The organism is Streptomyces sp. Act143 (assembly GCF_003143935.1).
Taxonomy (GTDB): domain Bacteria; phylum Actinomycetota; class Actinomycetes; order Streptomycetales; family Streptomycetaceae; genus Streptomyces.
Window position 1 is genome coordinate 7,216,469 of the sequence record NZ_QFRX01000001.1, and the last position, 23,660, is coordinate 7,240,128.

A 23,660-nucleotide genomic window follows, 5' to 3' on the forward strand; every position below is an offset into this window, starting at 1 on the left:
GGGGGCGTGGCCGTTCTAATCGGCTGCGCCCCCTCATGGTGCGGCAGAACTCACGCGTTGACCCGGACCTCCTTGCGGAGCTTCGCGGTGAGTTCGGCGTCGGCTGCCGGGTCGCTGCTCTTGCCCGCCGCGAGGCTGGCGAACTCCATCGGCATGACGAAGCCGAGCGTGCTGTGGTCGCCCCAGATGCAGATCGACATCGACATCTCCTTCGGCTCGCCCGCGGCGGCCTCGGAGTTGTCGACCTTCGCCTGCTGGCACTTGAGGATCGCGCCGTCGAGGGAGGCCGGCTTGTACGCCTTCGGCTCGCCGACCAGGCTGACGTCCTCGCCGTCTTCCTTCTTGCTCTCGGACTTCATGTGGGCGAACATCGCGTCGACGGTCTTCTCGGGGTCGTCGATCGTGCCGTAGACGCCGCCGAAGTTGATCATCTTCTGGCTCAGCGGGTTCGACTCGTCACCGGCGGTGTACCCGGCGCTGACGTCCTTGGGGTCGTGCACGCCCCACTTCTCGGCGTCCTTCATGTCGCTCTCGGTGAAGGTGTCGCTGTCGCTCTCCGACTTCTTGTACTCAGAGAGCACGGTCGCCGGAGTCGTCAGCTTGTGGGGACCGTCATCGGCGATGTCCGACCCACTACCGCCCCCGCCCTTACCGAGCAGCAGCGCCGCCCCCACCGCGATAGCCGCCACCACAGCCACCGCGCCGATGATGATGCCCAGCTTCTTCTTGCCGCCACCCGGCGCCGGGGGCTGCGGGACTCCGTAGGGGGCCTGGCCGTAAGGGGGCTGGCCGTACGGCGGGGTCTGGGGCGGCACGCCCTGCGGGGGCTGCTGCGGGTAGCCGTAACCCGGCTGGGGCGCGGTCGGCTGCTGAGGGTAGCCATAGCCGGGCTGGGGGGCCTGCGGCGGCTGCTGGCCGTAGGGGCCCGGCTGGCCGGACGGTCCGGGCTGCTGGGGCTGCCCGCCGTACGGGCCCGGCTGGTTGTAACTCATTACTGGGTTCCCCTCCAGATGCTTGTGTGTCCCAGACATCTTGGCTGAAGGGGCAGGGGTGCGGGGCCGGCGGGGGGTATTGATGCCTACTTGTTGACAGGTCGTTCCAATTGTTGGGCGGGCCAGTCGGGTGGGGCGGGCGAGCGCGGGCCGATGGAAGCGGCGAAGTACTGTTTCGACCAGATGTATACGTTGATGTCGGGTGATTCCCGCATGGAACGTGCTGTAGCGCCTCTGAGTCGCTTGGCGAGGTTCGCGACGGAAACCCGCGCCGGGTATCTGACCTTGACTTGTACGAGATCGGGCCAACCGCTGAACTCTTCAATCTCCGCGTCAAGTTCCCGCGCCGCGTTGCGCATCGTGCGCTCGGCCAATGATCGTAGGTCGGAGGTGAGGATGGGGCGCTGTCCCTTTGTTGTGAACACCAGTTGCACGTGGAGGGTGTGGGGCTCGATGGTCGCGCCCCCTTCGACGGCCTTGTGTTCGCCCTCGCGGTCCTGTCCTGGCCGCTTTGATGGGTGTGCTGCCCGCCAGGCATCCAGCTGCGCTGGTGTCCATGTCGGTGTCCGTCCCACGTAGACCGGCTGCGGAAACCCGTTACCTGCCCTGGAGTTGAGGGCGTAGACGGCCTCTCGCGACACATCGAGATGCTTGGCGGCCTGTGCGGGGTCGAGCCGACGTTCTGTCATGGATTTCACGATAGGACGGACAAGTTCAACTTGTCCGTCCTATCGTGAATGCACGCCGAGCGCCGCCAGGTGCAAGTAGGTGCGTTGCGTCGAGGGGGGCGGGTGATTGTGAAAGGGTTCAAGAAGGTTGGGAAACCGACCAAGGCCCCGGCTGACAGCGGCCGCAAGTACCGTCTCTACCCCACGCAGCTTCAAGCCGAGCGACTCATTCAGTGGGGACACACCTGCCGTACTGTCTGGAACCTGGCCCTGGAACAGCGCATCTACGTGTACAAGCAGCGGCGTGAGAACCTACGAGCGGACGAGCAGTGCCGCTACCTGACCCGGGCGCGTCGCGATCTGGACTGGATCGCGGACCTTCCTTCCCAGGCGCCCCAGCAGGTTCTGAAGCACCTCGACAGGGCCTTCGACAACTTTTGGAGCCACGACCATCCCGCAGGGTTTCCCCGGTTCAAGAAACGCAGCTCGCGCTTGGCGATCCCATTGCCCGGACAGGCCGTGCGGGTGACCAAGCTGAACCGTAAGTGGGCCTGCGTACGAATCCCCAAGCTCGGTGAGGTCAGGTTCAGGCTGACCCGTCCGATCGGGGGGCAGATCAAAGCCGCGTCGATCCAGAGGGACGGGGCGGGGAATTGGTCCGTCAGTTTCGGGGTGCACACGGGGAGGAGCGCGGCACCGCCGAACGGACAGCCACCCGTGGGTGTGGACTTCGGCGTGAAGCAAGCGGCGTACCTCTCGGACGAGGTCGCGCCGCGACTCATGCAGCAGACGCTGACCAAAGGCGAGCGGCGGCGTCTTGCTGGACTGGAACGTCGTAGAGAGCGGCAGATCCGGGAGGCGAAGAGGCACAGAGGAGGCAAATACAGCAACCGATTGCGACGAACACTCCGCGCCATCGCCGACCTGAAGGCGAGGCAAGCTCGTCGTCGTGCCGACTTCACGCACAAACTCACTACAGACCTGGCCAAGAGCCACGGCTTGGTCGCGATTGAAGATCTTCGTGTGAAGCAGATGACACGTAGCGCCAAGGGCACGCCCGATGAGCCGGGGGTGCACGTCTCTCAGAAGGCCGGTCTCAACCGGGCCGTTCTCGATAACCTGCCAGGGGAGCGGCGGCGACAGCTGGCCTATAAATGCCCGGCCTACGGATCCAAGCTCGTTCTCGTACATCCAGCCAGGACGTCGCAGACCTGTGGTGCCTGCACTCTCTGGGACCCCGCATCGCGGATCAGTCGGGACGCTTTCGCCTGCACAGGGTGCGGGCACACTGACGATGCGGACCACAACGCATCGGTCGTCATCCTCAGCCGCGCCCTCCGTGATCAGGCGGGCACACCCATTGCCGCAGGACATTGCGGTGAACAGCACGCACCGACAGGCCAAATCCGGCCTGCGATGCTTCGTACCCGTACGGAGCGCACGCGTGAACCTCTGAACCCCTCGTTCGTGACAGCTCAGCCGTTGCGGGATACCGAGGGCTGTCAGGAATCTCCGCAGGTCACTGCGGGGAGGATGTCAAAGAACAAACGCGTTTCGGGACACCGCCGCGACACCCCTAAACTGACCCCGTGACCGAGAACGCTCAGCAGCAGCCACCAGCGCCCGACACCGAACTGCCGACCCAGTACGCGCCGGCCGATGTAGAGGGGCCGCTGTACGAGCGCTGGGTAGAGCGCGGTTACTTCGAGGCGGACGAGAAGAGCGACAAGCCGCCCTACACCATCGTCATTCCGCCGCCCAACGTCACCGGCTCGCTCCACCTCGGGCACGCCTTCGAGCACACCCTCATCGACGCCCTCACGCGCCGCAAGCGCATGCAGGGCTTCGAGACGCTGTGGCAGCCCGGCATGGACCACGCCGGCATCGCCACCCAGAACGTCGTCGAGAGGGAGCTGGGGAAGGAAGGCAAGTCCCGGCACGACCTGGGGCGCGAGGCCTTCGTCGAGCGCGTCTGGCAGTGGAAGGGCGAGTCCGGCGGGCAGATCAGCGGACAGATGCGGCGCCTCGGTGACGGCGTCGCCTGGTCCCGTGAGCGCTTCACCATGGACGAGGGGCTGTCCCAGGCCGTCCAGACCATCTTCAAGCGGCTCTACGACGACGAGCTGATCTACCGCGCCGAGCGCATCATCAACTGGTGCCCGCGGTGTCTCACCGCCATCTCCGACATCGAGGTCGAGTACCAGGACGACGACGGCGAGCTGGTCAGCATGAAGTACGGGGAGGGGGACGACACCATCGTCGTCGCCACCACCCGTGCGGAGACCATGCTCGGTGACACCGCCGTCGCCGTTCACCCCGACGACGAGCGCTACCGGCACCTGGTCGGCAAGCTCATCAAGCTGCCGCTGACCGACCGCTCGATCCCGGTCGTCGCCGACACCCACGTCGACCCCGAGTTCGGCACCGGTGCCGTCAAGGTCACCCCCGCCCACGACCCGAACGACTTCGAGATCGGCCAGCGGCACGACCTGCCGGCCATCACGATCATGGACGAGCACGCCGTCATCACGGCCCACGGTCCGTTCCAGGGCCTGGACCGCCTGGAGGCCCGCTCCGCCATCGTCGCCGCGCTGCGCGCCGAGGGCCGGATCGTCGCCGAGAAGCGGCCCTACGTCCACTCCGTCGGCCACTGCTCGCGCTGCAAGACCACCATCGAGCCCCGCCTGTCCATGCAGTGGTGGGTCAAGGTCGGTCCGCTCGCGAAGGCCGCCGGTGACGCCGTCCGCGACGGACGCGTCAAGATCCATCCGCAGGAGATGGAGAAGCGCTACTTCGACTGGGTCGACAACCTCCACGACTGGTGCATCTCGCGGCAGTTGTGGTGGGGACACCGGATTCCGGTCTGGTACGGGCCGGAGGGCGAAGTCGTCTGCGTCGGCCCGGACGAGGAGCCGCCCTCCGGCGAGGGCTGGCGTCAGGACACCGACGTCCTCGACACCTGGTTCTCCTCCGGCCTGTGGCCCTTCTCGACCCTCGGCTGGCCCGAGCAGACCGAGTCGCTCGCGAAGTTCTACCCGAACTCCGTCCTGGTCACCGGCTACGACATCCTCTTCTTCTGGGTCGCCCGGATGATGATGTTCGGCCTGTACGCGATGGACGGCACCCCGCCGTTCCACACCATCGCCCTGCACGGCATGGTCCGCGACCAGTTCGGCAAGAAGATGTCGAAGTCCTTCGGGAACGCCGTCAATCCCCTGGACTGGATGGACAAGTACGGCAGCGACGCGCTCCGGTTCACCCTGGCCCGTGGCGCCAACCCCGGTGTCGACGTGCCGATCGGCGAGGACTGGGTCCAGGGCTCCCGCAACTTCGCCAACAAGATCTGGAACGCCACCCGCTTCGCGCTCATGAACGGCGCGACGGTGGACGGTCCGCTGCCGGACGCGTCGAAGATGTCCTCGACCGACCGGTGGATCCTGTCCCGGCTCAACTCGGTCGTCGCCGAAGTCGACGCGCTCTACGACGACTTCCAGTTCGCCAAGCTCTCCGACGCCCTCTTCCACTTCGCGTGGGACGAGGTCTTCGACTGGTACGTCGAGCTGTCCAAGACGACGTTCCAGGCGGGCGGCGAGCCGGCCGAGGTCAGCAAGCGCGTCCTCGGCGAGGTCCTCGACGTCACGCTGAGGCTGCTCCACCCGGTCGTCCCCTTCGTCACGGAGACGCTCTGGACCACCCTCACCGGCGGGGAGTCGGTCGTCATCGCCGAGTGGCCCGCGGACAGCGGCTTCCGGGACGCGGCTGCCGAGCGTGAGATCGAGTCCCTCCAGTCCGTCATCACCGAGGTCCGCCGCTTCCGCGCCGACCAGGGCCTCCAGCCCGGCCAGCGCGTCCCGGCCCGCCTCACGCTCGACGGCACGGCCCTCGCGCCGCACGAGGCCGCCATCCGCCAGCTGCTGCGTCTGCAGCCGGAGGGTGAGGGCTTCTCGGCGACGGCGACCCTGCCGGTGGCCGGTGCCGAGGTCGCCCTCGACCTCTCCGGCACCATCGACGTCGCCGCGGAGCGCAAGCGGCTCGCCAAGGACCTCGCCGCCGCCGAGAAGGAGAAGGCGCAGGCCCAGGGCAAGCTCGGCAACGAGGCGTTCCTCGCCAAGGCCCCCGACCACGTCGTGGAGAAGATCCGCACGCGGCTCGCCAAGGCCGACGAGGACATCGCGCGCATCCAGGCCCAGTTGGAGAAGCTGCCGCCCGCGTAAGGGTTCGTACGCCGTGAAAGGCCCCCGGAGGTTTTCTGCTCCGGGGGCCTTTCGGCTACTCCTCCTCGTCCTTCCTGTTCCTGTCCCGCGCCACCCCCACCAGGCTCCGCACCGCCAACCCCGCGGCGATCAGTGTCAACGCGGCCACCACCAGGCCGATGATCGCCAGTGCGGGCGTACCCGTGGCGGCCAGGGCGCCCGTGCCGCCGGTTCCTAGGGCGGCGGCGTCCGTGGGCTTGCCGTACATGGTCAACTCCGTTCATACAAAAGGGGGTTCAGGTCGCCACCCACCGCTCCTCGCGCCGCAGCACCAGGTCGATCAGCGACCTGACGAACACGGCCTGGCGGAAGGCGTCGTAGAGCAGCTCGGGGATCAGGGGAGCGGCGAGCAGTACCGCACGGCGGCCCGCGCCCCGTACGGTCAGCACGCGCTCGGCGACGAACAGGAGCGTGATCCCGGCCCAGAAGACCGAGACGCCCTGCCAGCCCACCAGCGTCAGGCTGAGCACGGTGAACGCCGTGAACAACGCCAGGGCCAGTGCCCCGAGCCCGAGCAGGAACTGCTGCCGGAAGTACGGCGCGGTCACCCGCGTCCAGCCGTAGTCGCGCAGGTTCTCCAGCGCGCCCCGCTGCCAGCGCAGCCGCTGGTGCCACAGCTTGCCGAGGCTCGGCATGACCTCGGTGACCAGCCGGCAGCCGGCGGGGGAGACCGTGCGGTGGCCGAGCGTCTTGACCGCCTTGGTCATCTCGTCGTCCTCGGTGAGGGAGGCGAGGCTGTAGCAGCCGGTGCCGCCGCCGAGGAGGCCGTCCCGGCGCGCCTGGCGGACCTCGCGCAGCACCCGCGCGCGGAACAGGGTGCCCGTGCCGGTGAGGACGGCCGCCTCGTCGTGCTTGCGGCGGATCTCCACGGCGTAGCGCTGGTACTCCATGCGTTGCAGCAGGCCCAGCAGGCCGCCGCCCTCCTCGCCGTAGAAGACGCCTCCCACGGCTCCCACCTCGGGGTCGTCGAGGGCGTCGACGGCGCAGCGTACGAAGCCGGGGTCGAGGACGGTGTCGGCGTCCTGGACGAGGACGAGGGCGTCGTCGCCGAGGTCGTCGAGCAGCCGCTCCAGCACCTGGTTCAGGGCGCCCGCCTTCTTGTCGCGGTTGGCCACCGGGACGAAGACCTCGGCGCCGATCCGCTCGGCGATCGCGGCGGTGGCGTCGGTGCAGTTGTCGGCGGCGACGACGATCCGGTCCGGGCGCAGGGTCTGCCGGTAGAGGCCGGCGAGGGCGGCGGCCACGCGGTCCTGTTCGTCGTGGGCCGGGATGATCGCCACCAGGCGCCTGTCCGAGCTGTTCATGCTTCAACGGTCGGGGTGGCGGGTTGCGGCCAGGGTGCCGCGGGGGTGCGGGCCGGGTGCGGGCGGCGCGCGGCGCGAGGTCAGGACGGAGGACCTGGGACCAAAGTCACCGGACCATCGCTCGGAGCCGGGTCGAGGGTCACTCGGGCAGGCGGTAGCGGTAGCCGACGCCGCGGACCGTGCTGATCCAGGTGGTGTCCCCGGTGGCCGCCGCGATCTTGCGGCGCAGTCGCAGCACGGCGTACTTCACGCGCGCGTGGCCGGAGTCCGCCGCGTCGTGCCAGACCAGGCGGAGCAACTGCTCGTAGGTCAGGGCCTGGCCGGGATGCTCCGCGAACGTGCTCAGCAGGTCGAACTCCAGGGCGGTCAGAGCGAGCGGGACGCCGTCGGCGCTGGCCGCGCGGGTGGCCGCGTCGACCTGAAGCCCGTTCTGCGGGGCCGCCGCCCTCGCCGCCCCCGCCGCGCACGGCACCCGGCGGGTCAGCCGCCGGACGATGCGCGGGAAGCCCTCCGCCGAGGGCGTGAGGTAGCTGAGGTAGTCGTCGGCGCCCTCCCGATAGGCGCGGATGGCGTCGTCCGCGACGTACTCGGCGGAGAACAGCAGCACCGGCATGTCGTTCACGGCGCGGACCCGGCCGAGCAGCTTCCACGGGTCGCAGTCGGGCAGGTGCACGCCGAGGAGGAGGGCGTCCGGGGACAGTTCGAGCAGGGCGCGCTCGGCTGCGGCGCCGTCGGCGGTGCGCTCGACGCGGTAGCCCTGCTCCCGGAGCATCGAGGCGATGACCTCGGCGGGCCGGTCGAGGTGCAGGGCGATCAGGACCAAAGGGGCGCACATAAGCACCAAAGGTAACGATTCGCTCCCGGGACCGAGAGGCCCGTTGTCGGCGGCCGTCCGTAGACTGGGCCCCGTGAGTGAGCTCCCCCCTGAGGACAGCGGGTACCCCGACCCCTTCGACGAGATCGTCGCGGCCGAGACCGACCGCGACCCCGACCTCGCGGTCATCGAGGCCGGCAGCCGTACGCTGCGCACGCAGGGCGGCCCGCCGGCCGCCGACGTGCCCGCGCGGCCCGAGGACCCCGAGGTCGACAAGGCGCTGCGCGTGGTCGAGGCCGAGCTGGCCACGCGCTGGGGCGAGACCAAGCTGGAGCCGTCCGTCAGCCGGATCGCCGCGCTGATGGACGTGCTGGGCGAGCCGCAGCGGTCGTACCCCTCGATCCACATCACGGGGACGAACGGCAAGACCTCGACGGCCCGCATGATCGAGGCCCTGCTCGGCGCCTTCGAGCTGCGCACCGGGCGGTACACCAGCCCGCACGTGCAGTCGGTCACCGAGCGCATCAGCCTCGACGGGGCGCCGATCTCCGCCGAGCGCTTCATCGAGACGTACGACGACATCAAGCCGTACGTCGAGATGGTCGACTCCCAGCAGGAGTACCGCCTGTCCTTCTTCGAGGTGCTGACCGGCATGGCGTACGCCGCCTTCGCGGACGCGCCCGTGGATGTCGCCGTCGTCGAGGTCGGCATGGGCGGCACCTGGGACGCCACCAACGTCATCGACGCCGACGTCGCCGTGGTCACGCCCATCGACCTCGACCACACCGACCGGCTCGGCGAGACGCCCGGCGAGATCGCCAAGGAGAAGGCCGGCATCATCAAGCAGGACGCCACCGTCATCCTGGCCCAGCAGCCGGTCGACGCCGCCCAGGTCCTGTTGAAGAAGGCCGTCGAGGTCGACGCCACGGTGGCCCGGGAGGGGCTGGAGTTCGGCGTCGTCTCGCGGCAGGTGGCCGTCGGCGGTCAGCTGCTGACGCTGCGCGGGCTCGGCGGGGAGTACGACGAGGTGTACATCCCGCTGCACGGCCCCTACCAGGCGCACAACGCCGCCGTCGCGCTCGCCGCGGTGGAGGCGTTCTTCGGCGTCGGCTCGCAGCGGCCCGAGCCGCTGGACATCGAGACCGTCCGCAAGGCCTTCGCCGCCGTCTCCTCGCCGGGCCGGCTGGAGGTCGTCCGGCGGTCGCCGACCGTCGTGCTGGACGCCGCCCACAACCCGGCGGGCGCCCGCGCCACCGCCGAGGCCGTCGGTGAGGCCTTCGACTTCAGCCGGCTGATCGGCGTGGTCGGGGCGAGCGGCGACAAGAACGTACGAGGGCTGCTGGAGGCCTTCGAGCCGATCTTCGCGGAGGTCGTGATCACGCAGAACTCCAGCCACCGCGCCATGGACGCCGACGAGCTCGCCGCGATCGCCGTCGAGGTCTTCGGCGAGGAGCGCGTCCAGGTCGAGCCGCGGCTGCCGGACGCCCTGGAGGCCGCGATCACCCTGGCCGAGGAGGAGGGCGAGTTCGCGGGCGGCGGCGTGCTCGTCACCGGTTCCGTCATCACTGTCGGCGAGGCCCGACTGCTTCTGGGGAGGGGCTGACCGCCCGTGCGCACGCTCTGTTCTTCGACCCTGATCGGCGAGTTCTTCGTCATCGGCTTCGCCGCCCTGGTGGCGATGAAGGACGACGACCTGACCACGTCCACGGTGTGGACGGTCAGCGGCATCGCGATGTTCCTGTGCCTGGCGCTGTGCGGCATGGTCACCCGGCCGGGCGGCATCGCCCTCGGCTGGGCCCTCCAGATCGCCCTGATCGCCTCCGGGTTCGCCGTGCCGACGATGTTCTTCCTGGGCGCGGTCTTCGCCGCCCTGTGGTGGGCCTCGGTGCACTACGGCCGGAAGATCGACGAGGCGAAGGCCAGGTTCGCGGCACAGTCCGAGGCCGCTGCACCTGACGCCGCGTAGCACAGGCACGGACGGTATGCCCGACGCTGCGTGGCGCAGGCCGGGACGGTATGCCCGACGCTGCGTGGCGCAGGCCCGGACGGTATACCTGACGCTGCGTGACAGACGGCCGGACACGCCCTGTAACCTCGGTCTTCCCGCACCACGCTTGACACGCTCGACTAAGGAGCCCCCTCGTGACGCAGCGCACCCTCGTCCTCCTCAAGCCCGACGCCGTCCGTCGTGGCCTGACCGGCGAGATCATCAGCCGTATCGAGCGCAAGGCCGGCTGGCAGATCACCGCGCTGGAGCTGCGCACCCTGGACCAGGAGACCCTGGAGCAGCACTACGGCGAGCACAAGGGCAAGCCCTTCTACGAGCCGTTGGTGGAGTTCATGGCCTCCGGCCCGGTCGTGGCGCTGATCGTCGAGGGCGAGCGGGTCATCGAGGGGGTGCGGGCGCTGGCCGGTCCCACCGACCCGATCGCCGCCGCCCCCGGCTCGATCCGCGGTGACTACGGCGTGATCGTCCGCGAGAACCTCATCCACGCCTCCGACTCCGAGGAGTCCGCCGAGCGCGAGGTGAAGATCTTCTTCCCGGGTCGCGCGTAGCGCGTGCGGCGGCCGTGAAAGTCCGGGGGACCGCCTCCGGACTTTCTTGGCATATGCGTGCCGATCGAGGGAACGAGCACCCCCGAACGCCCCTCTCCAGGAGCGAACCGTGTCGGCATCTGCTGACAATGGCGGAGACCCTTACGCAGTGTCCGTGCGGGCGCCACTACGATGGAAGCCTTCACGTCACAGCACCCACTTCGCCGACCTGAAAAGCCCTCAAAAGCTCCCAGGAAGGCCAGACGAATCCTGATGGGGAACTCAATGTCGTTCATCGGCCGTGACATGGCTGTCGACCTCGGGACCGCCAACACGCTGGTGTACGTCAGGGGTCGCGGGATCGTACTCAACGAGCCGTCCGTCGTCGCGATCAACACCAACACCGGTGGCATCCTGGCGGTCGGCGCCGAAGCGAAGAAGATGATCGGGCGCACGCCCGGCAACATCGTTGCCGTCCGTCCGCTGAAGGACGGCGTGATCGCCGACTTCGAGATCACCGAGCGGATGCTCCGCTACTTCATCCTGAAGATCCACAAGCGGCGGTATCTGGCTCGTCCGCGGGTCGTCGTCTGTGTGCCCTCGGGCATCACCGGCGTCGAGCGCCGCGCCGTCATCGAGGCGTCGTCCCAGGCCGGCGCCCGCCAGGTGCACATCATCGAGGAACCCATGGCCGCGGCCATCGGCTCCGGCCTGCCGGTCCACGAGGCCACGGGCAACATGGTGGTCGACATCGGCGGCGGCACGACGGAGGTCGCGGTCATCTCGCTCGGCGGGATCGTCACCGCCCAGTCGATCCGCGTCGCGGGCGACGAACTGGACAACGCGATCATCCAGCACATCAAGAAGGAGTACTCCCTCCTCCTCGGTGAGCGGACGGCCGAGCAGATCAAGATCACGATCGGTTCGGCGTACGACCTCGACTCCGACGAGCACACCGAAATCCGCGGCCGGGACCTCGTCTCCGGGCTGCCCAAGACCGTCGTCATCTCGGCCGCCGAAGTCCGCAAGGCGATCGAGGAACCCGTCAACGCGATCGTGGACGCCGTCAAGACGACCCTCGACAAGTGCCCGCCCGAGCTGTCCGGCGACATCATGGACCGCGGAATCGTTCTGACCGGCGGCGGAGCCCTGCTGCGCGGTCTCGACGAGCGGCTGCGCCGGGAGACGGGCATGCCGATCCACATCGCCGAGGACCCGCTGGACAGCGTGGCGCTCGGCTCCGGCAAGTGCGTGGAGGAGTTCGAGGCGCTCCAGCAGGTGCTGGACGCCCAGCCGCGCAGATGACGTAACTCTTCGATTCCGCCGTACGGGATGATCTCCTCTCGTACGGCGGATCGTTGATATAGAGGCATAAGCTCGCCCGTACACAACCGCACATTCTGAACACTGCACATTCCTATTGAGGAAGGCACGGCCGCCGCACGTGAGGGACACACGAGAGAGCCGGCTGCTCCTGGTGCTGCTGATCGCCATCGCGTTCGCACTGATCACGGTGGACATCCGCGGCGGGGAGGACTCACCGGTCGACGGTGCCCGCCAGGCCGCGGCCACGGTCTTCGGCCCCATCGAGGACGGCGTCTCCGCCGCGGTGAACCCGGTCGGCAACGCGATCTCCTCCATCCGCGACTCCGGCGAACGGCACGACCGGCTCGCCGCCCTGGAGAAGGAGAACGCGGCCCTCAAGGCGAAGCTCGGCAGCGACGACCGCAACGCCAGCCGCCTCAAGCAGCTCAACAAGCTGATGGGCATCGCCGCCGAGGGCCAGTACGGCATCAAGGGCGCCGAGGTCATCGCCATAGGAGCGGCCCAGGGCTTCTCCTGGACCATCACCATCGACGTCGGCAGCAACGACGGCATCAAACGTGACATGACCGTCCTCAACGGCGACGGACTGGTCGGCCGCGTGACGACCGTCGGCCCGAACACCGCCACCGTCCTGCTCGCCAACGACCCCGACTTCACCGTCGGCACCCGCATGGAGGCCGGCGACGAACTCGGCTTCGCCTCCGGGCAGGGCGACCGGCCGCTGCGCGTCGAACTCCTCAACGGCAAGGCCGAGGTGAAGAAGGGCGACCGCCTGGTCACCTTCGGCTCGCAGGCCGACAAGCCCTTCGTGCCCGGCGTCCCCGTCGGCGTCGTCTCCCGCGTCGACCCCTCCGGCGGCGGCCTGACCCGCACCCTCTACGTCACCCCGTACGTCGGCTTCACCAAGCTGGACGTCGTCGGCGTCGTCGTCGAGGCCCCGAAGAAGGACCCGCGCGACACGGTGCTGCCGGACAAGCCGAAGCCGACCCCCCGGCCGACGGTCACCGTCACGGTCACCCCCTCGGCGAACGCCAACGCCGACGGCCAGTTCGAGCAAGAGCAGTAGGAGCTGATTCCCCTTGCGTGTCAACCGGATCCTGCTCTCCACCTCCCTCGTCGTCGTCGCCCTGGTCCTCCAGGTCAGCGTCCTGTCCAGACTCCACCTCCCGGGCGCCGTCCCCGACGTGCTCCTGCTGACCGTCCTCGGCCTCGCCATGGTCTACGGCCATGTCGGCGGCGCCCTCGTCGGCTTCGGCGCCGGACTCCTCGCCGACCTCGCGCCCCCCGCGGACCACGCCGCCGGCCGCTACGCGCTGGTGCTGTGCGTCATCGGCTACCTCGCCGGCCTCGCCAAGCCGGAGAACGGCCGCCTGAAGTCGGCCACCGGCCCGATGGTCGTCGTGGTCGTCGCCGCCCTCGGCACGACCCTGCTCTACGCCGGTGTCGGCGCCCTCGTCGGCGACACCGCGGCCCGTCATGTCGGCCTCGGCAGCCTGCTGTTCACCGCCGCGCTGTACGACCTGCTGCTCGCGCCGTTCGTCGTCCCCGGCATCATGGCGCTCGCCCGCCGCGCCGAGAACGACCCGCTCGCGGAGACCAACTCCGCCGCCAAGAAGGCCACCGACATCTCGTCGGGCTGGCTGTCGTCCGGGACCGGCCTGAAGATCGGCGGGCAGCGCGGCGGACTCGGCTCGCTGAAGACCAAGGCCCGGACGCGGACCGCCCGCGTCGGCCGCATCAAGGGGGTCAAGCGGCTGTGAGGGCGGGGGTGTCGAGGCCGGATCAGATCGCTGCGGCCTCAGGCGAGTTCACTCGAACGGGTCTGCCGGGCCGGAACGTCGTCTCACAGGTCAGCCGTTCATCATTCGTACGCGCACACAACCCGGCGCACTGAGAGGGGGCGGCAGCCGCAGTGACCAACATCCCCGAGACCGGTCGGACCCCACGGGTCCAGATCAGGCTCATCGTGATCCAGATCCTCGTCCTGTCCCTCCTCGGCACCCTCGGCGGGCGCCTGTGGTACCTCCAGATCCGCGAGGGCGAGGCATACGCCAAGGAGGCCTCCGGCAACCACGTCCAGCAGGTCGTCGAGCCCGCCGTACGCGGCTCGATCCTGGACGCGCGCGGCGTGCCGATCGCGGACAACGAGACCAGGCTGGTGGTCTCCGCCTCCCGCACGGACCTGCTGAAGATGAAGGACGACGGCAAGGCCGTCCTCACCAAGCTGGCCAAGGTCCTCGGCATGAAGCCCGCGGAGGTCATGCAGAAGGTCCGCCTCTGCGACGCCAAGACCCCCCAACCCTGCTGGAACGGCTCGCCGTACCAGCCCATCCCCATCACCGACGAGGCCACCGCCAAGCAGGCCCTGCAGATCCGTGAGCGCGCCGAGGACTTCCCCGGCATCACCGCCGAGCCCGAGGCCGTGCGCCGCTACCCGGGCCCCGGCAAGGCCAACACCGCCCAGGTCCTCGGCTACCTCTCCCCGGTCACCGACGAGGAGATCACCAAGGCCCAGGACACCGACTCGCCCTACCTCCGCTCCGACCAGGTCGGCCGCTCCGGGCTCGAGCGGGAGTACGACAAGGAGCTGCGCGGCAAGGCCGGCGTCACCCGCTACGAGGTCGACAACCTCGGCCGTGTCATCGGCCAGGCCGAGGCCGACGAGGCCCAGCCCGGTGCCAACCTCGTCACCAGCATCGACTCCCGCGTCCAGCGCGTCGCGGAGTACGAACTGAACGAGGCGATGAAGAAGGCCCGAGAGGTCTACGACGACAACACCGGCGAGAACTACAAGGCCGACTCCGGTGCCGTCGTCGTCATGGAGGCCAAGACCGGCCGCATCGTCGCCATGGCCTCCAACCCGACCTACGACCCCAACGCCTGGGTCGGCGGCATCTCCGCCAAGGACTACAAGAAGCTCACCGGCAAGAGCTCCAACTACCCGCTGCTCAACCGGGCCATCCAGGGCCAGTCGGCGCCCGGCTCCACCTTCAAGGTGATCTCCACGGCCGCCGCCGTCGAGGCCGGCTACGACTTCGACGGCCGCTACCCGTGCACGAGCTCGTACTCGGTCGGCGGCCAGGTCTTCAAGAACTTCGAGTCGGAGAACTTCGGCCCCATCAACCTCGGCCGCGCGCTGGAGGTCTCCTGCGACACCGTCTTCTACGGCCTCGCCCACAAGGAGTGGCAGCGGGACGGCGGCATCAACCCGAAGAAGGGCGAGCCGAAGGACTACTTCTTCAAGGCCGCCCACCAGTTCGGCCTCGGCAAGACCACCGGCATCGACCTGCCCAACGAGGTCACCGGCCGCGTCCCCGACCGCGCATGGAAGCAGGCGTACTGGGAGGCCAACAAGGACGCCTGGTGCAAGACCGGCAAGAAGGACGGCACGTACGTCGAGAAGATCTCCTACGAGAACTGCCTCGAGGGCAACAAGATGCGCGCCGGTGACGAGATCAACTACTCCATCGGCCAGGGCGACACCATGGTCACCCCGATCCAGATGGCCACGATCTACGCGGCGATCTCCAACGGCGGCACCCTGTACAACCCGACGGTCGGCAAGGCCATCGTCAGCGCCGACGGCCAGTCCGTCGACGAGATCGCGCCCAAGTCCCACGGCAAGCTGCCCATAAGCAAGACCACGCTCGCCAAGATGGACGACGCCCTCGCGGGCGTGGCCACCCGCGGTACCGCCGCCTGGCGCTTCGCCCAGGTCGGCTGGCCGCAGGACAAGATCCCGATGCACGCCAAGACCGGTACGGCCGAGGTCTACGGCAAGCAGACGACGTCCTGGTTCGCCACGTACACCAAGGACTACTCGATCGTGATGACCATCTCCCAGGGTGGTACGGGCTCCGGCGCCTCCGGCCCGGCCGTCCGCAACATCTACGACGCGCTGTACGGCGTCTCCGACGACGGCACCATCAACAAGAAGAACGCGCTGCTGCCCACCCCGCAGAAGGGCCTGCCGAAGGTCCGCACGGACGGCACCATCAAGTCCCCGAAGGTCGCCAAGGACCCCGCCAAGGAGCAGCGGGTGAGCCAGGAGGGCGCCCCCAAGCCGGACGAGACCACGCTGGCCGCGACCGTCGAGCAGCCCGCGGCAGGCAACCGCAACACCCGCAGGCGCCGCCGTCGCCGGGGGAGCCGGAGGACGTGCACATGACCGGCAACAGCTTCTCCGTCTCCGGGTACGGACCCGAACGCGCGGGCTGGACGCGGCTGTTCGCCCGCGACTCGCTCGCCCGCCGGCTGGACTGGCCGATACTGTTCGCGGCGCTCGCGCTCTCCGGCATCGGCTCGCTCCTGGTCTTCTCGGCGACCCGCAACCGCACCGAGATCAACCAGGGCGACCAGTACTACTTCCTGATCCGGCACATCATGAACACCGGCATCGGGTTCGCCCTGATGATCGGCACGGTCTGGCTCGGCCACCGAGCCCTGAGAACGGCCGTCCCGATCCTCTACGGCGCCTCGGTGTTCCTGATCCTGCTGGTCCTCACCCCGCTGGGCTCCACGGTCAACGGCGCCCACTCCTGGATCGTGCTCGGCGGCGGCTTCTCCCTCCAGCCCTCGGAGTTCGTGAAGATCACGATCATCCTGGGCATGGCGATGCTGCTGGCGGCGCGGGTCGACGCGGGCGACAAGCCCTACCCGGACCACCGGACCGTGCTCCAGGCCCTGGGCCTGGCCGCCGTGCCGATGCTGATCGTCATGCTGATGCCCGACCTCGGGTCGGTCATGGTCATGGTCATCATCGTGCTGGGCGTGCTGCTCGCCTCCGGCGCCTCCAACCGCTGGGTGTTCGGCCTCCTCGGCACCGGCGCGATCGGCGCGATCGCGGTCTGGCAGCTCGGCATCCTCGACGACTACCAGATCGCCCGCTTCGCCGCCTTCGCCAACCCCAGCCTCGACCCGGCCGGCGTCGGCTACAACACCAACCAGGCGAGGATCGCGATCGGGTCGGGCGGCCTCACCGGCTCCGGCCTGTTCCACGGCTCGCAGACCACCGGCCAGTTCGTGCCCGAGCAGCAGACCGACTTCGTCTTCACGGTCGCGGGCGAGGAACTCGGCTTCGTCGGCGCGGGCCTGATCATCGTGCTGCTCGGCGTGGTCCTGTGGCGGGCCTGCCGCATCGCCCGGGAGACGACCGAGCTGTACGGCACGATCGTCGCCGCGGGGATCGTGGCCTGGTTCGCCTTCCAGTCCTTCGAGAACATCGGGATGACGCTGGGCATCATGCCGGTCACCGGTCTTCCGCTGCCGTTCGTGTCCTACGGCGGAACGTCGATGTTCGCCGTGTGGGTCGCGGTGGGACTGCTGCAGTCGATCAAGGTGCAGCGGCCGATGTCGGCGTAGCACCACGGAAGCGGAGCTTCACAGGGGACGCTGCTCACCTCCTGATTCCCCGGGGTTCGGAGTCGGTGCCCTCTGCCCTCCCGCCCCTACTCCGTCTAGATTCGATTCATGGCGGACACAAAGCGCGAGATCGAGCGGAAGTACGAGTCCGACGACAGCGGACTGCCCGACCTCACCGGCGTCGCCGGGGTCGCGGCAGTCATCGACAAGGGTGTCGCCCACCTCGACGCCACCTACTACGACACCCACGACGAACGCCTCGCCGCGTCCTCGATCACGCTGCGCCGCCGCATCGGGGGCACCGACGCCGGCTGGCACCTGAAGTTCCCGGTGGCGCCCGGCGTACGGGACGAGATCCAGGCGCCCCTCTCCGACACCCTGCCCGATGCCCTCGCCGGCCTGGTCCGCTCCCGAGTGCGCGCGAGCGAACTGCTGCCCGTGGTCCGGCTGCGCTCCGACCGCGATGTGCGCCACCTCATGAACGCCGACGGACAGCTGCTCGCCGAGGTCAGCGTGGACGCCGTACACGCCCAGCGGCTCGCCGGGGGCGACGGCAGCGCCCAGTGGACCGAGTTGGAGGTGGAGCTGGCGGACGGCGGCGACCCGGCCTTCCTCGACCGGGTGGAGAAGCGGCTGCGCAAGGCAGGCGTGCGGCCCTCGAAGTCGGCGTCCAAGCTGGCGCGTGCCCTGGCCGAGACCGCGCCGAAGAAGCGCCCGCCGGCGTCCGTCGAGGACCCGGTGACCGCGGGCGACCATGTGCTCGCCTACCTCCGTGTCCAGCGGGACGCGATCGTCGAGTACGACCCCGCCGTGCGCCAGGACGTCGAGGACTCCGTCCACAGCATGCGCGTCGCCACGCGCAGGCTGCGCAGCACGTTCAAGACCTTCGGCAAGGTCCTGGACCGGGAGGTCACCGATCCGATCGGCGAGGACCTGAAGTGGCTGGCCGGCGAACTGGGCAAGGACCGGGACCGTGAGGTGCTGAGCGAACGCCTGTCGGCGGCGCTCGACGAGGTGCCCCCCACGCTGGTCCACGGACCGGTCGCGCGGCGGCTGGACCACTGGGCGGGCGACCGGCCCGGCGGGGCGAGCGCGCGGCTGATCGGCGTCCTCGACTCCCGCCGCTATCTGTCCCTGCTCGACGCCCTGGACGAGGTGCTCAGCGAGCCGCCGCTGCTGAAGGCGGCTGGGAAGAAGCCCGAGAAGGTACTGCCCAAGGCCGTGAAGAAGGCGTTCGGCAAGGTGTCCGCGCTGGTCGAGCAGGCGGTGGAGCTGGAGCCCGGCACCGATCGGGACGTCGCCGTCCACGAGGCCCGCAAGAAGACCAAGCGCACCCGGTACGCGGCGGAGGCGGCCACCCCGGCCCTCGGCAAGTCCGCGAAGGCCCTGACCAGCGCCATGAAGGGGCTCCAGAACCTGCTCGGGGAGCACCAGGACAGCGTCATGGCCCGCGGAACCCTGAGCGAGCTGTCCGCGCTGGCGCACGCGGCGGGGGAGAGCGCCTTCACCTACGGGCTGCTGTACGGGCGGGAGGAGCAGCGGGCGGCGGCTGTGGAGGCCGAGCTGCCCGGGTTCTGGGACGGGATCAAGGACGGGGCGGACGCCCTCTGAGCCGCCGGGCGTCCGGGAGGCGGCCGCGCTCGCGTTACGCTAGATGGTCACCCCTGTCAGTCCACGGAAGTGCGAGATGTCAGCCGAAACCGCCGAGGCCGTTGAGTCTGTGTTCCCGCAGCTCGAAGCTCTGCTCCCGCATGTGCAGAAGCCGATCCAGTACGTCGGCGGAGAGCTCAACTCCACGGTCAAGCCGTGGGAGACCTGTGACGTCCGCTGGGCGCTCATGTACCCGGACGCCTACGAGGTCGGGCTGCCCAACCAGGGCGTCATGATCCTCTACGAGGTGCTGAACGAGCAGGAGGGCGTCCTCGCCGAGCGCACCTACAGCGTGTGGCCGGACCTGGAGGCGCTGATGCGGGAGCACGGCGTCCCGCAGTTCACGGTGGACAGCCACCGCCCGGTGAAGGCCTTCGACGTGTTCGGCCTGTCCTTCTCCACGGAGCTGGGCTACACGAACATGCTGACGGCCCTGGACCTGGCGGGCATCCCCCTGGAGTCGAAGGACCGCGGCCTGGACGACCCGATCGTCCTCGCGGGCGGCCACGCGGCCTTCAACCCGGAGCCGATCGCGGACTTCATCGACGCGGCGATCATCGGTGACGGCGAGCAGGCCGTCCTCGACATGACGCGGATCATCAAGGAGTGGAAGGCGGAGGGCCGCCCCGGCGGTCGCGAGGAGGTCCTCTTCCGTCTGGCGAAGACGGGCGGGGTGTACATCCCGGCCTTCTATGACGTCGAATACCTGCCCGACGGCCGGATCGCCCGTGTGGTCCCCAACAAGTCGGGCGTGCCGTGGCGCGTGTCGAAGCACACGGTCATGGACCTGGACGAGTGGCCGTACCCGAAGCAGCCCCTGGTCCCGCTGGCCGAGACGGTCCACGAGCGGATGTCGGTGGAGATCTTCCGCGGCTGCACCCGTGGCTGCCGTTTCTGCCAGGCCGGCATGATCACCCGCCCGGTGCGCGAGCGCTCGATCACGGGCATCGGCGAGATGGTCGACAAGGGACTGAAGGCGACGGGCTTCGAGGAGGTCGGCCTCCTCTCCCTGTCCTCCGCGGACCACACCGAGATCGGCGACATCGCGAAGGGCCTGGCGGACCGGTACGAGGAGGACAAGATCGGCCTGTCCCTCCCGTCGACCCGTGTGGACGCCTTCAACGTCGACCTGGCGAACGAACTCACGCGCAACGGCCGCCGCTCCGGCCTCACCTTCGCGCCCGAGGGCGGCTCGGAACGCATGCGCAAGGTCATCAACAAGATGGTGAGCGAGGAGGACCTGATCAGGACCGTCGCCACCGCGTACGGCAACGGCTGGCGCCAGGTGAAGCTGTACTTCATGTGCGGCCTGCCGACGGAGACGGACGAGGACGTCCTGCAGATCGCGGACATGGCGATGAACGTGATCGCCAAGGGCCGCGAGGTCTCCCGCTCCAACGACATCCGCTGCACGGTCTCGATCGGCGGCTTCGTCCCCAAGCCCCACACGCCCTTCCAGTGGGCCCCGCAGCTCTCGGCGGAGGAGACGGACGCCCGCCTGGAGAAGCTCCGCGACAAGATCCGCGGCGACAAGAAGTACGGCCGCTCGATCGGCTTCCGCTACCACGACGGCAAGCCCGGCATCGTCGAGGGCCTCCTGTCCCGCGGCGACCGCCGCATCGGCGCCGTCATCCGCGCGGTCTACGAGGACGGCGGCCGCTTCGACGGCTGGCGCGAGCACTTCTCCTACGACCGCTGGATGGCGTGCGCCGACAAGGCCCTCGCCCCCCTCGGCGTGGACGTCGACTGGTACACGACCCGCGAGCGCACCTACGAGGAGGTCCTCCCCTGGGACCACCTCGACTCCGGCCTCGACAAGGACTGGCTCTGGGAGGACTGGCAGGACGCCCTCGACGAGACCGAGGTCGACGACTGCCGCTGGACGCCTTGCTTCGATTGCGGGGTGTGCCCGCAGATGGACACCTCCATCCAGATCGGCCCGACCGGGAAGAAGCTGCTGCCGCTCACGGTCAAGAACGCGGGGCCCACGCCTGCTGCGAGTGGTCACTCGCACTGAGGTGAACGGGGCGCTGGATCGCGTCATGGGTTTCTGAGCCCCCTTCCGGACGGGAAGGGGGCTCGTCCTTCTGCCCGGAGTCGTCGGGCGGTCGGGACGGACCCGGCCGCGGCCGGCGGTGCGCGGTCGGAACGGAAGCAGGGCCTCCGGCGTCTACGTCGGTATGGATCTGGAGAAACCAGCGCAGACGGCGCCGCGGCAGAACCCCGAGGGGTGTCTCGCGGTCGCGATTCGGGTGCCGGTGCGGATCGTCGTGCTGGTGCTGGTCGTGCCGGTGCGCATGGCGTGGGACGCGCTCGTCGTCGCCGGGCGGTTCCTGAACGACACCGTGCTGCGGCCGCTGGGGCGGGCGCTGGAGTGGGCCCTGGAGTGGGCCGGGCGGATCCTGTTCGTGTGGCCGCTCCTGGGGCTGTGGCGGTATGTGCTCGTGCCGGTCGGCAAGGGGCTCGCCTGGCTCGGGAACGCGCTCGTCGTGGTGCCTCTGGTGTGGACGTACCGGTATGTGCTGATTCCTCTCGGGCATGGCTTCGGCTGGGCCGCTCGGCAGGTCGTGGCCGGTCTGGCGTGGGTGTACGCGCGCGTGCTGACGCCCGTCGGGCACGCGATCCTGTGGGCCCTGCGGGGGATCGGCGCCGGGTTCGCCCTGCTCGGGGCCGGGCTGTACGCCGCCCTGGCCTGGCTGGCGCGCTACCTCGCGGTCGTGCCTGCCGTGTGGCTGTACCGGTGGGTGTTCACGCCGGTCGGGCACGGTGTCGTGTGGGTGGTGCGGGGGATCGGGGTCGCTCTGTACTGGAGCGGCCGGGTGTTGTTCGTGCTGCCTGCCGTGTGGCTGTACCGGTGGGTGCTCACGCCGGTCGGGCACGGTGTCGTGTGGGTGGTGCGGGGGATCGGCGTCGCGCTGTACTGGACCGCGCGCGTGCTTCTCGTGCTGCCCGTGCTCGCCCTGTGGCGGTGGGTGCTCACGCCCGTCGGGCGGTTCCTCGCCGTGCTGGGGCGGGAGGTGCGGGACGCGCTCGGGCATGCCTGGCGGATCGCCGGGTACGTCTCGCTCGCGGTGGGGCGGTTCCTCGCGGCCCTCTTCCGGTGGGTCTTCGTGGAACCCGTGCGCTGGGTCTACCGCACGGTGCTCACGCCGGTCGGACATGTCGTACGCGATGTGGTGCTGCGGCCCGTCGCCGAGGCCGCCCGCAGTGTGGGACGGGCCACTCGGGAGGCGCTGGCCTCGGTGCGCGAGACCGCGCGTCAGGCGCGTGCCGACTTCCGGCGGATGCTCTTCGGGGAGCACCGGGAGGCGGTCGAGGCGGACCGGCGGGAACCGACACGGCTCGAGACACGTACTCTTGGTAGCAGTACGACCGCTCTCACGAAGGACTGAACGACACTGGGCAAGCGACAGCCCGAAGGCCCGCCGCCCGCACCCGCGGTGCAGCGCATCCGACTGCGCTACACCAAGCGCGGCCGCCTCCGGTTCACCAGCCACCGTGACTTCCAGCGCGCTTTCGAGCGTGCGCTGCGCCGCGCCGAGGTGCCGATGGCGTACTCGGCGGGGTTCACGCCGCATCCGAAGGTGTCGTACGCCAATGCCGCACCCACCGGCACGGGCAGTGAGGCGGAGTATCTGGAGATCGCCCTCACCGAGGCCCGGGACCCCGAGAAGCTCAGGGCCCTGCTCGACGAGTCGATGCCCGTCGGGCTCGACATCGTGGACGCGGTCGAGGCCCGGACCTCCGGGCTCGCCGACCGGCTGACCGCCTCGGTGTGGGAGCTGCGGCTCGACGGAGTGGAGCCGGCGGAGGCCGAACGGGCCGTCGCCGCGTTCAACGCCGCCGAGACCGTCGAGGTCCAGCGCATGACCAAGAACGGCGTCCGTACCTTCGACGCCCGTTCGGCGGTCGTAGATCTTGAAACGCACAGTTCGGCTGCTGATAGGCCGACCGACCAGCCCTGTGCGATACTGCGGCTGGTTGTTCGGCACGTGACGCCTGCCGTACGACCCGACGACGTCCTGTCCGGTCTCCGCGCCGTGGCCGACCTGGCGCCGCCGGTCCCCGCAGCGGTGACCAGGCTGGCGCAGGGGCTGTTCGATGAAGAGACCGGCGAGGTGACCGACCCGCTCGCGCCCGACCGCGAGGCAGCTGAGGCCCCCACAACGGCCGCTGCCGCCGCGAAGGCGCCGGCGTAGGGAAGGTCCCGCGAAAGGACGGACGTCGTAGCGCCGCCCTCGTACTCGGGAGCCACCTGGGTCGGGCAGCGCACCGACCAGAAGACTTTCGCCAGGCCGTACCCAACAGGGTGTACGGAACCGGCGAGACAGGACACAGAGAGCTCCCGTGCGGCGCCCGCGCCCCGGACGGCGGCACCGCGCATCGCGCGAGCCGCGGACGTCACCGGCATCGCCGGACCAGGCGCGGCGCCCGGGAGCCTGACGGGAGAAACGCCCGCATGCTCGAGCCGACCGAACCCACCGAGGGTTCCGAACTCAACACCCCCAGCGACACTCTGCCGCCGCGACGCCGGCGCCGTGCCGCATCCCGGCCGGCGGGTCCGCCGGTCGCCGCCGCGGCCGATGCGCCGGACGAGGTGACGCCGGCCATACCGGCCGCCGAGGACGCCGAGGCCGCTGCCGAAGAGCCGACGGAGGCCGCAGAGGCCACAGAGGCCGTGGCGGCTGAAGAGGCACCCGCGCCTGCCGCGCGCACGCGGCGTCGTGCCACCCGTCGGGCAGCCGCGCCCGCCGGGG

General features: G+C 69.6%; 20 protein-coding genes. 15 read left to right on the top strand and 5 right to left on the bottom strand.

Annotated elements, in window-relative coordinates; genetic code table 11:
• Positions 1-50: 50 nt before the first annotated feature.
• Both DI272_RS32975 and DI272_RS32980 read right to left on the bottom strand, forming a co-directional pair.
• Positions 51-992: a hypothetical protein gene (locus DI272_RS32975; protein WP_109498815.1), complete on the bottom strand. Its 942-nt coding sequence runs from the start codon at positions 990-992 to the stop codon at positions 51-53.
• Between the two features lie 86 nt (positions 993-1,078).
• Positions 1,079-1,681 carry a transposase gene (locus DI272_RS32980; RefSeq protein WP_109498816.1) on the bottom strand — a complete coding sequence of 201 codons (603 nt, stop codon included), beginning with the start codon at positions 1,679-1,681 and terminating at the stop codon, positions 1,079-1,081.
• Positions 1,682-1,783: 102 nt separating this feature from the next.
• Here DI272_RS32980 and DI272_RS32985 point away from each other — a divergent pair, with 102 nt between their 5' ends.
• On the top strand, positions 1,784-3,253 hold the full coding sequence (locus DI272_RS32985) for an RNA-guided endonuclease TnpB family protein (RefSeq protein ID WP_109498817.1): 1,470 nt from the start codon (positions 1,784-1,786) through the stop codon (positions 3,251-3,253).
• A complete protein-coding gene (locus DI272_RS32990) occupies positions 3,250-5,874 on the top strand; it encodes a valine--tRNA ligase (RefSeq protein WP_109498818.1) in 2,625 nt (874 codons plus the stop codon). The genes DI272_RS32985 and DI272_RS32990 overlap by 4 nt, the downstream gene beginning before the upstream one ends.
• Positions 5,875-5,929: 55 nt before the next feature.
• Here the strand turns inward: DI272_RS32990 and DI272_RS32995 are convergent, their stop codons facing one another.
• The 3 genes from DI272_RS32995 to DI272_RS33005 form a co-directional block, all read right to left on the bottom strand.
• On the bottom strand, positions 5,930-6,121 hold the full coding sequence (locus tag DI272_RS32995) for a hypothetical protein (RefSeq protein ID WP_109498819.1): 192 nt from the start codon (positions 6,119-6,121) through the stop codon (positions 5,930-5,932).
• 28 nt (positions 6,122-6,149) lie between these two features.
• Complete coding sequence (locus DI272_RS33000; RefSeq protein WP_109498820.1) at positions 6,150-7,217, bottom strand: glycosyltransferase family 2 protein; 1,068 nt, start codon at positions 7,215-7,217, stop codon at positions 6,150-6,152.
• A gap of 139 nt (positions 7,218-7,356) precedes the next feature.
• Positions 7,357-8,052 carry a response regulator transcription factor gene (locus DI272_RS33005; protein WP_109498821.1) on the bottom strand — a complete coding sequence of 232 codons (696 nt, stop codon included), beginning with the start codon at positions 8,050-8,052 and terminating at the stop codon, positions 7,357-7,359.
• Positions 8,053-8,125: 73 nt separating this feature from the next.
• On the opposite strand from DI272_RS33005, the gene DI272_RS33010 reads away from it, so the two are divergent.
• From DI272_RS33010 to DI272_RS45690, 13 genes are all read left to right on the top strand, one after another.
• Complete coding sequence (locus DI272_RS33010) at positions 8,126-9,634, top strand: folylpolyglutamate synthase/dihydrofolate synthase family protein (RefSeq protein ID WP_109498822.1); 1,509 nt, start codon at positions 8,126-8,128, stop codon at positions 9,632-9,634.
• Between the two features lie 6 nt (positions 9,635-9,640).
• On the top strand, positions 9,641-9,997 hold the full coding sequence (locus DI272_RS33015; RefSeq protein WP_109498823.1) for a DUF4233 domain-containing protein: 357 nt from the start codon (positions 9,641-9,643) through the stop codon (positions 9,995-9,997).
• Between the two features lie 176 nt (positions 9,998-10,173).
• Positions 10,174-10,587: a nucleoside-diphosphate kinase gene (gene ndk, locus DI272_RS33020; RefSeq protein ID WP_046586767.1), complete on the top strand. Its 414-nt coding sequence runs from the start codon at positions 10,174-10,176 to the stop codon at positions 10,585-10,587.
• A gap of 264 nt (positions 10,588-10,851) precedes the next feature.
• Positions 10,852-11,871 (top strand): rod shape-determining protein, encoded by a 1,020-nt coding sequence (locus tag DI272_RS33025; RefSeq protein WP_004001297.1) that lies wholly within the window; start codon positions 10,852-10,854, stop codon positions 11,869-11,871.
• Positions 11,872-12,010: 139 nt separating this feature from the next.
• A complete protein-coding gene (gene mreC / locus DI272_RS33030; RefSeq protein ID WP_109498824.1) occupies positions 12,011-12,958 on the top strand; it encodes a rod shape-determining protein MreC in 948 nt (315 codons plus the stop codon).
• Positions 12,959-12,971: 13 nt separating this feature from the next.
• Positions 12,972-13,652: a rod shape-determining protein MreD gene (gene mreD / locus DI272_RS33035; RefSeq protein ID WP_109498825.1), complete on the top strand. Its 681-nt coding sequence runs from the start codon at positions 12,972-12,974 to the stop codon at positions 13,650-13,652.
• A 152-nt stretch (positions 13,653-13,804) separates the two neighbouring features.
• Complete coding sequence (gene mrdA / locus DI272_RS33040; RefSeq protein WP_109498826.1) at positions 13,805-16,060, top strand: penicillin-binding protein 2; 2,256 nt, start codon at positions 13,805-13,807, stop codon at positions 16,058-16,060.
• On the top strand, positions 16,057-17,253 hold the full coding sequence (gene rodA / locus DI272_RS33045) for a rod shape-determining protein RodA (RefSeq protein WP_109498827.1): 1,197 nt from the start codon (positions 16,057-16,059) through the stop codon (positions 17,251-17,253). Before mrdA ends, rodA begins: the two co-directional genes overlap by 4 nt.
• Positions 17,254-17,361: 108 nt before the next feature.
• Positions 17,362-18,864 (top strand): CYTH and CHAD domain-containing protein, encoded by a 1,503-nt coding sequence (locus DI272_RS33050; RefSeq protein ID WP_109498828.1) that lies wholly within the window; start codon positions 17,362-17,364, stop codon positions 18,862-18,864.
• A 76-nt stretch (positions 18,865-18,940) separates the two neighbouring features.
• Positions 18,941-20,920, top strand: coding sequence for a TIGR03960 family B12-binding radical SAM protein (locus tag DI272_RS33055; RefSeq protein ID WP_109498829.1), 1,980 nt, complete (start codon positions 18,941-18,943; stop codon positions 20,918-20,920).
• Positions 20,921-21,083: 163 nt separating this feature from the next.
• On the top strand, positions 21,084-22,295 hold the full coding sequence (locus DI272_RS33060; protein ID WP_109498830.1) for a twin-arginine translocase TatA/TatE family subunit: 1,212 nt from the start codon (positions 21,084-21,086) through the stop codon (positions 22,293-22,295).
• A gap of 48 nt (positions 22,296-22,343) precedes the next feature.
• Positions 22,344-23,102 (top strand): TIGR03936 family radical SAM-associated protein, encoded by a 759-nt coding sequence (locus DI272_RS33065; protein ID WP_109498831.1) that lies wholly within the window; start codon positions 22,344-22,346, stop codon positions 23,100-23,102.
• Between the two features lie 260 nt (positions 23,103-23,362).
• On the top strand, positions 23,363-23,660 hold a 298-nt coding region (locus DI272_RS45690), incomplete at its 3' end, for a hypothetical protein (protein WP_258314756.1).

Excerpts from the sequence above, each read along its gene's own strand:
- DI272_RS33005 (WP_109498821.1), bottom strand. The coding sequence starts at position 8,052 with ATGTGCGCCCCTTTGGTCCTGATCGCCCTGCACCTCGACCGGCCCGCC.
- DI272_RS33050 (WP_109498828.1), top strand. The coding sequence starts at position 17,362 with ATGGCGGACACAAAGCGCGAGATCGAGCGGAAGTACGAGTCCGACGAC.
- DI272_RS32995 (WP_109498819.1), bottom strand. The coding sequence starts at position 6,121 with ATGTACGGCAAGCCCACGGACGCCGCCGCCCTAGGAACCGGCGGCACG.
- DI272_RS33000 (WP_109498820.1), bottom strand. The coding sequence starts at position 7,217 with ATGAACAGCTCGGACAGGCGCCTGGTGGCGATCATCCCGGCCCACGAC.
- DI272_RS32980 (WP_109498816.1), bottom strand. The coding sequence starts at position 1,681 with ATGACAGAACGTCGGCTCGACCCCGCACAGGCCGCCAAGCATCTCGAT.
- DI272_RS33025 (WP_004001297.1), top strand. The coding sequence starts at position 10,852 with ATGTCGTTCATCGGCCGTGACATGGCTGTCGACCTCGGGACCGCCAAC.
- DI272_RS33060 (WP_109498830.1), top strand. The coding sequence starts at position 21,084 with ATGGATCTGGAGAAACCAGCGCAGACGGCGCCGCGGCAGAACCCCGAG.
- DI272_RS33055 (WP_109498829.1), top strand. The coding sequence starts at position 18,941 with ATGTCAGCCGAAACCGCCGAGGCCGTTGAGTCTGTGTTCCCGCAGCTC.
- DI272_RS32975 (WP_109498815.1), bottom strand. The coding sequence starts at position 992 with ATGAGTTACAACCAGCCGGGCCCGTACGGCGGGCAGCCCCAGCAGCCC.
- rodA (WP_109498827.1), top strand. The coding sequence starts at position 16,057 with ATGACCGGCAACAGCTTCTCCGTCTCCGGGTACGGACCCGAACGCGCG.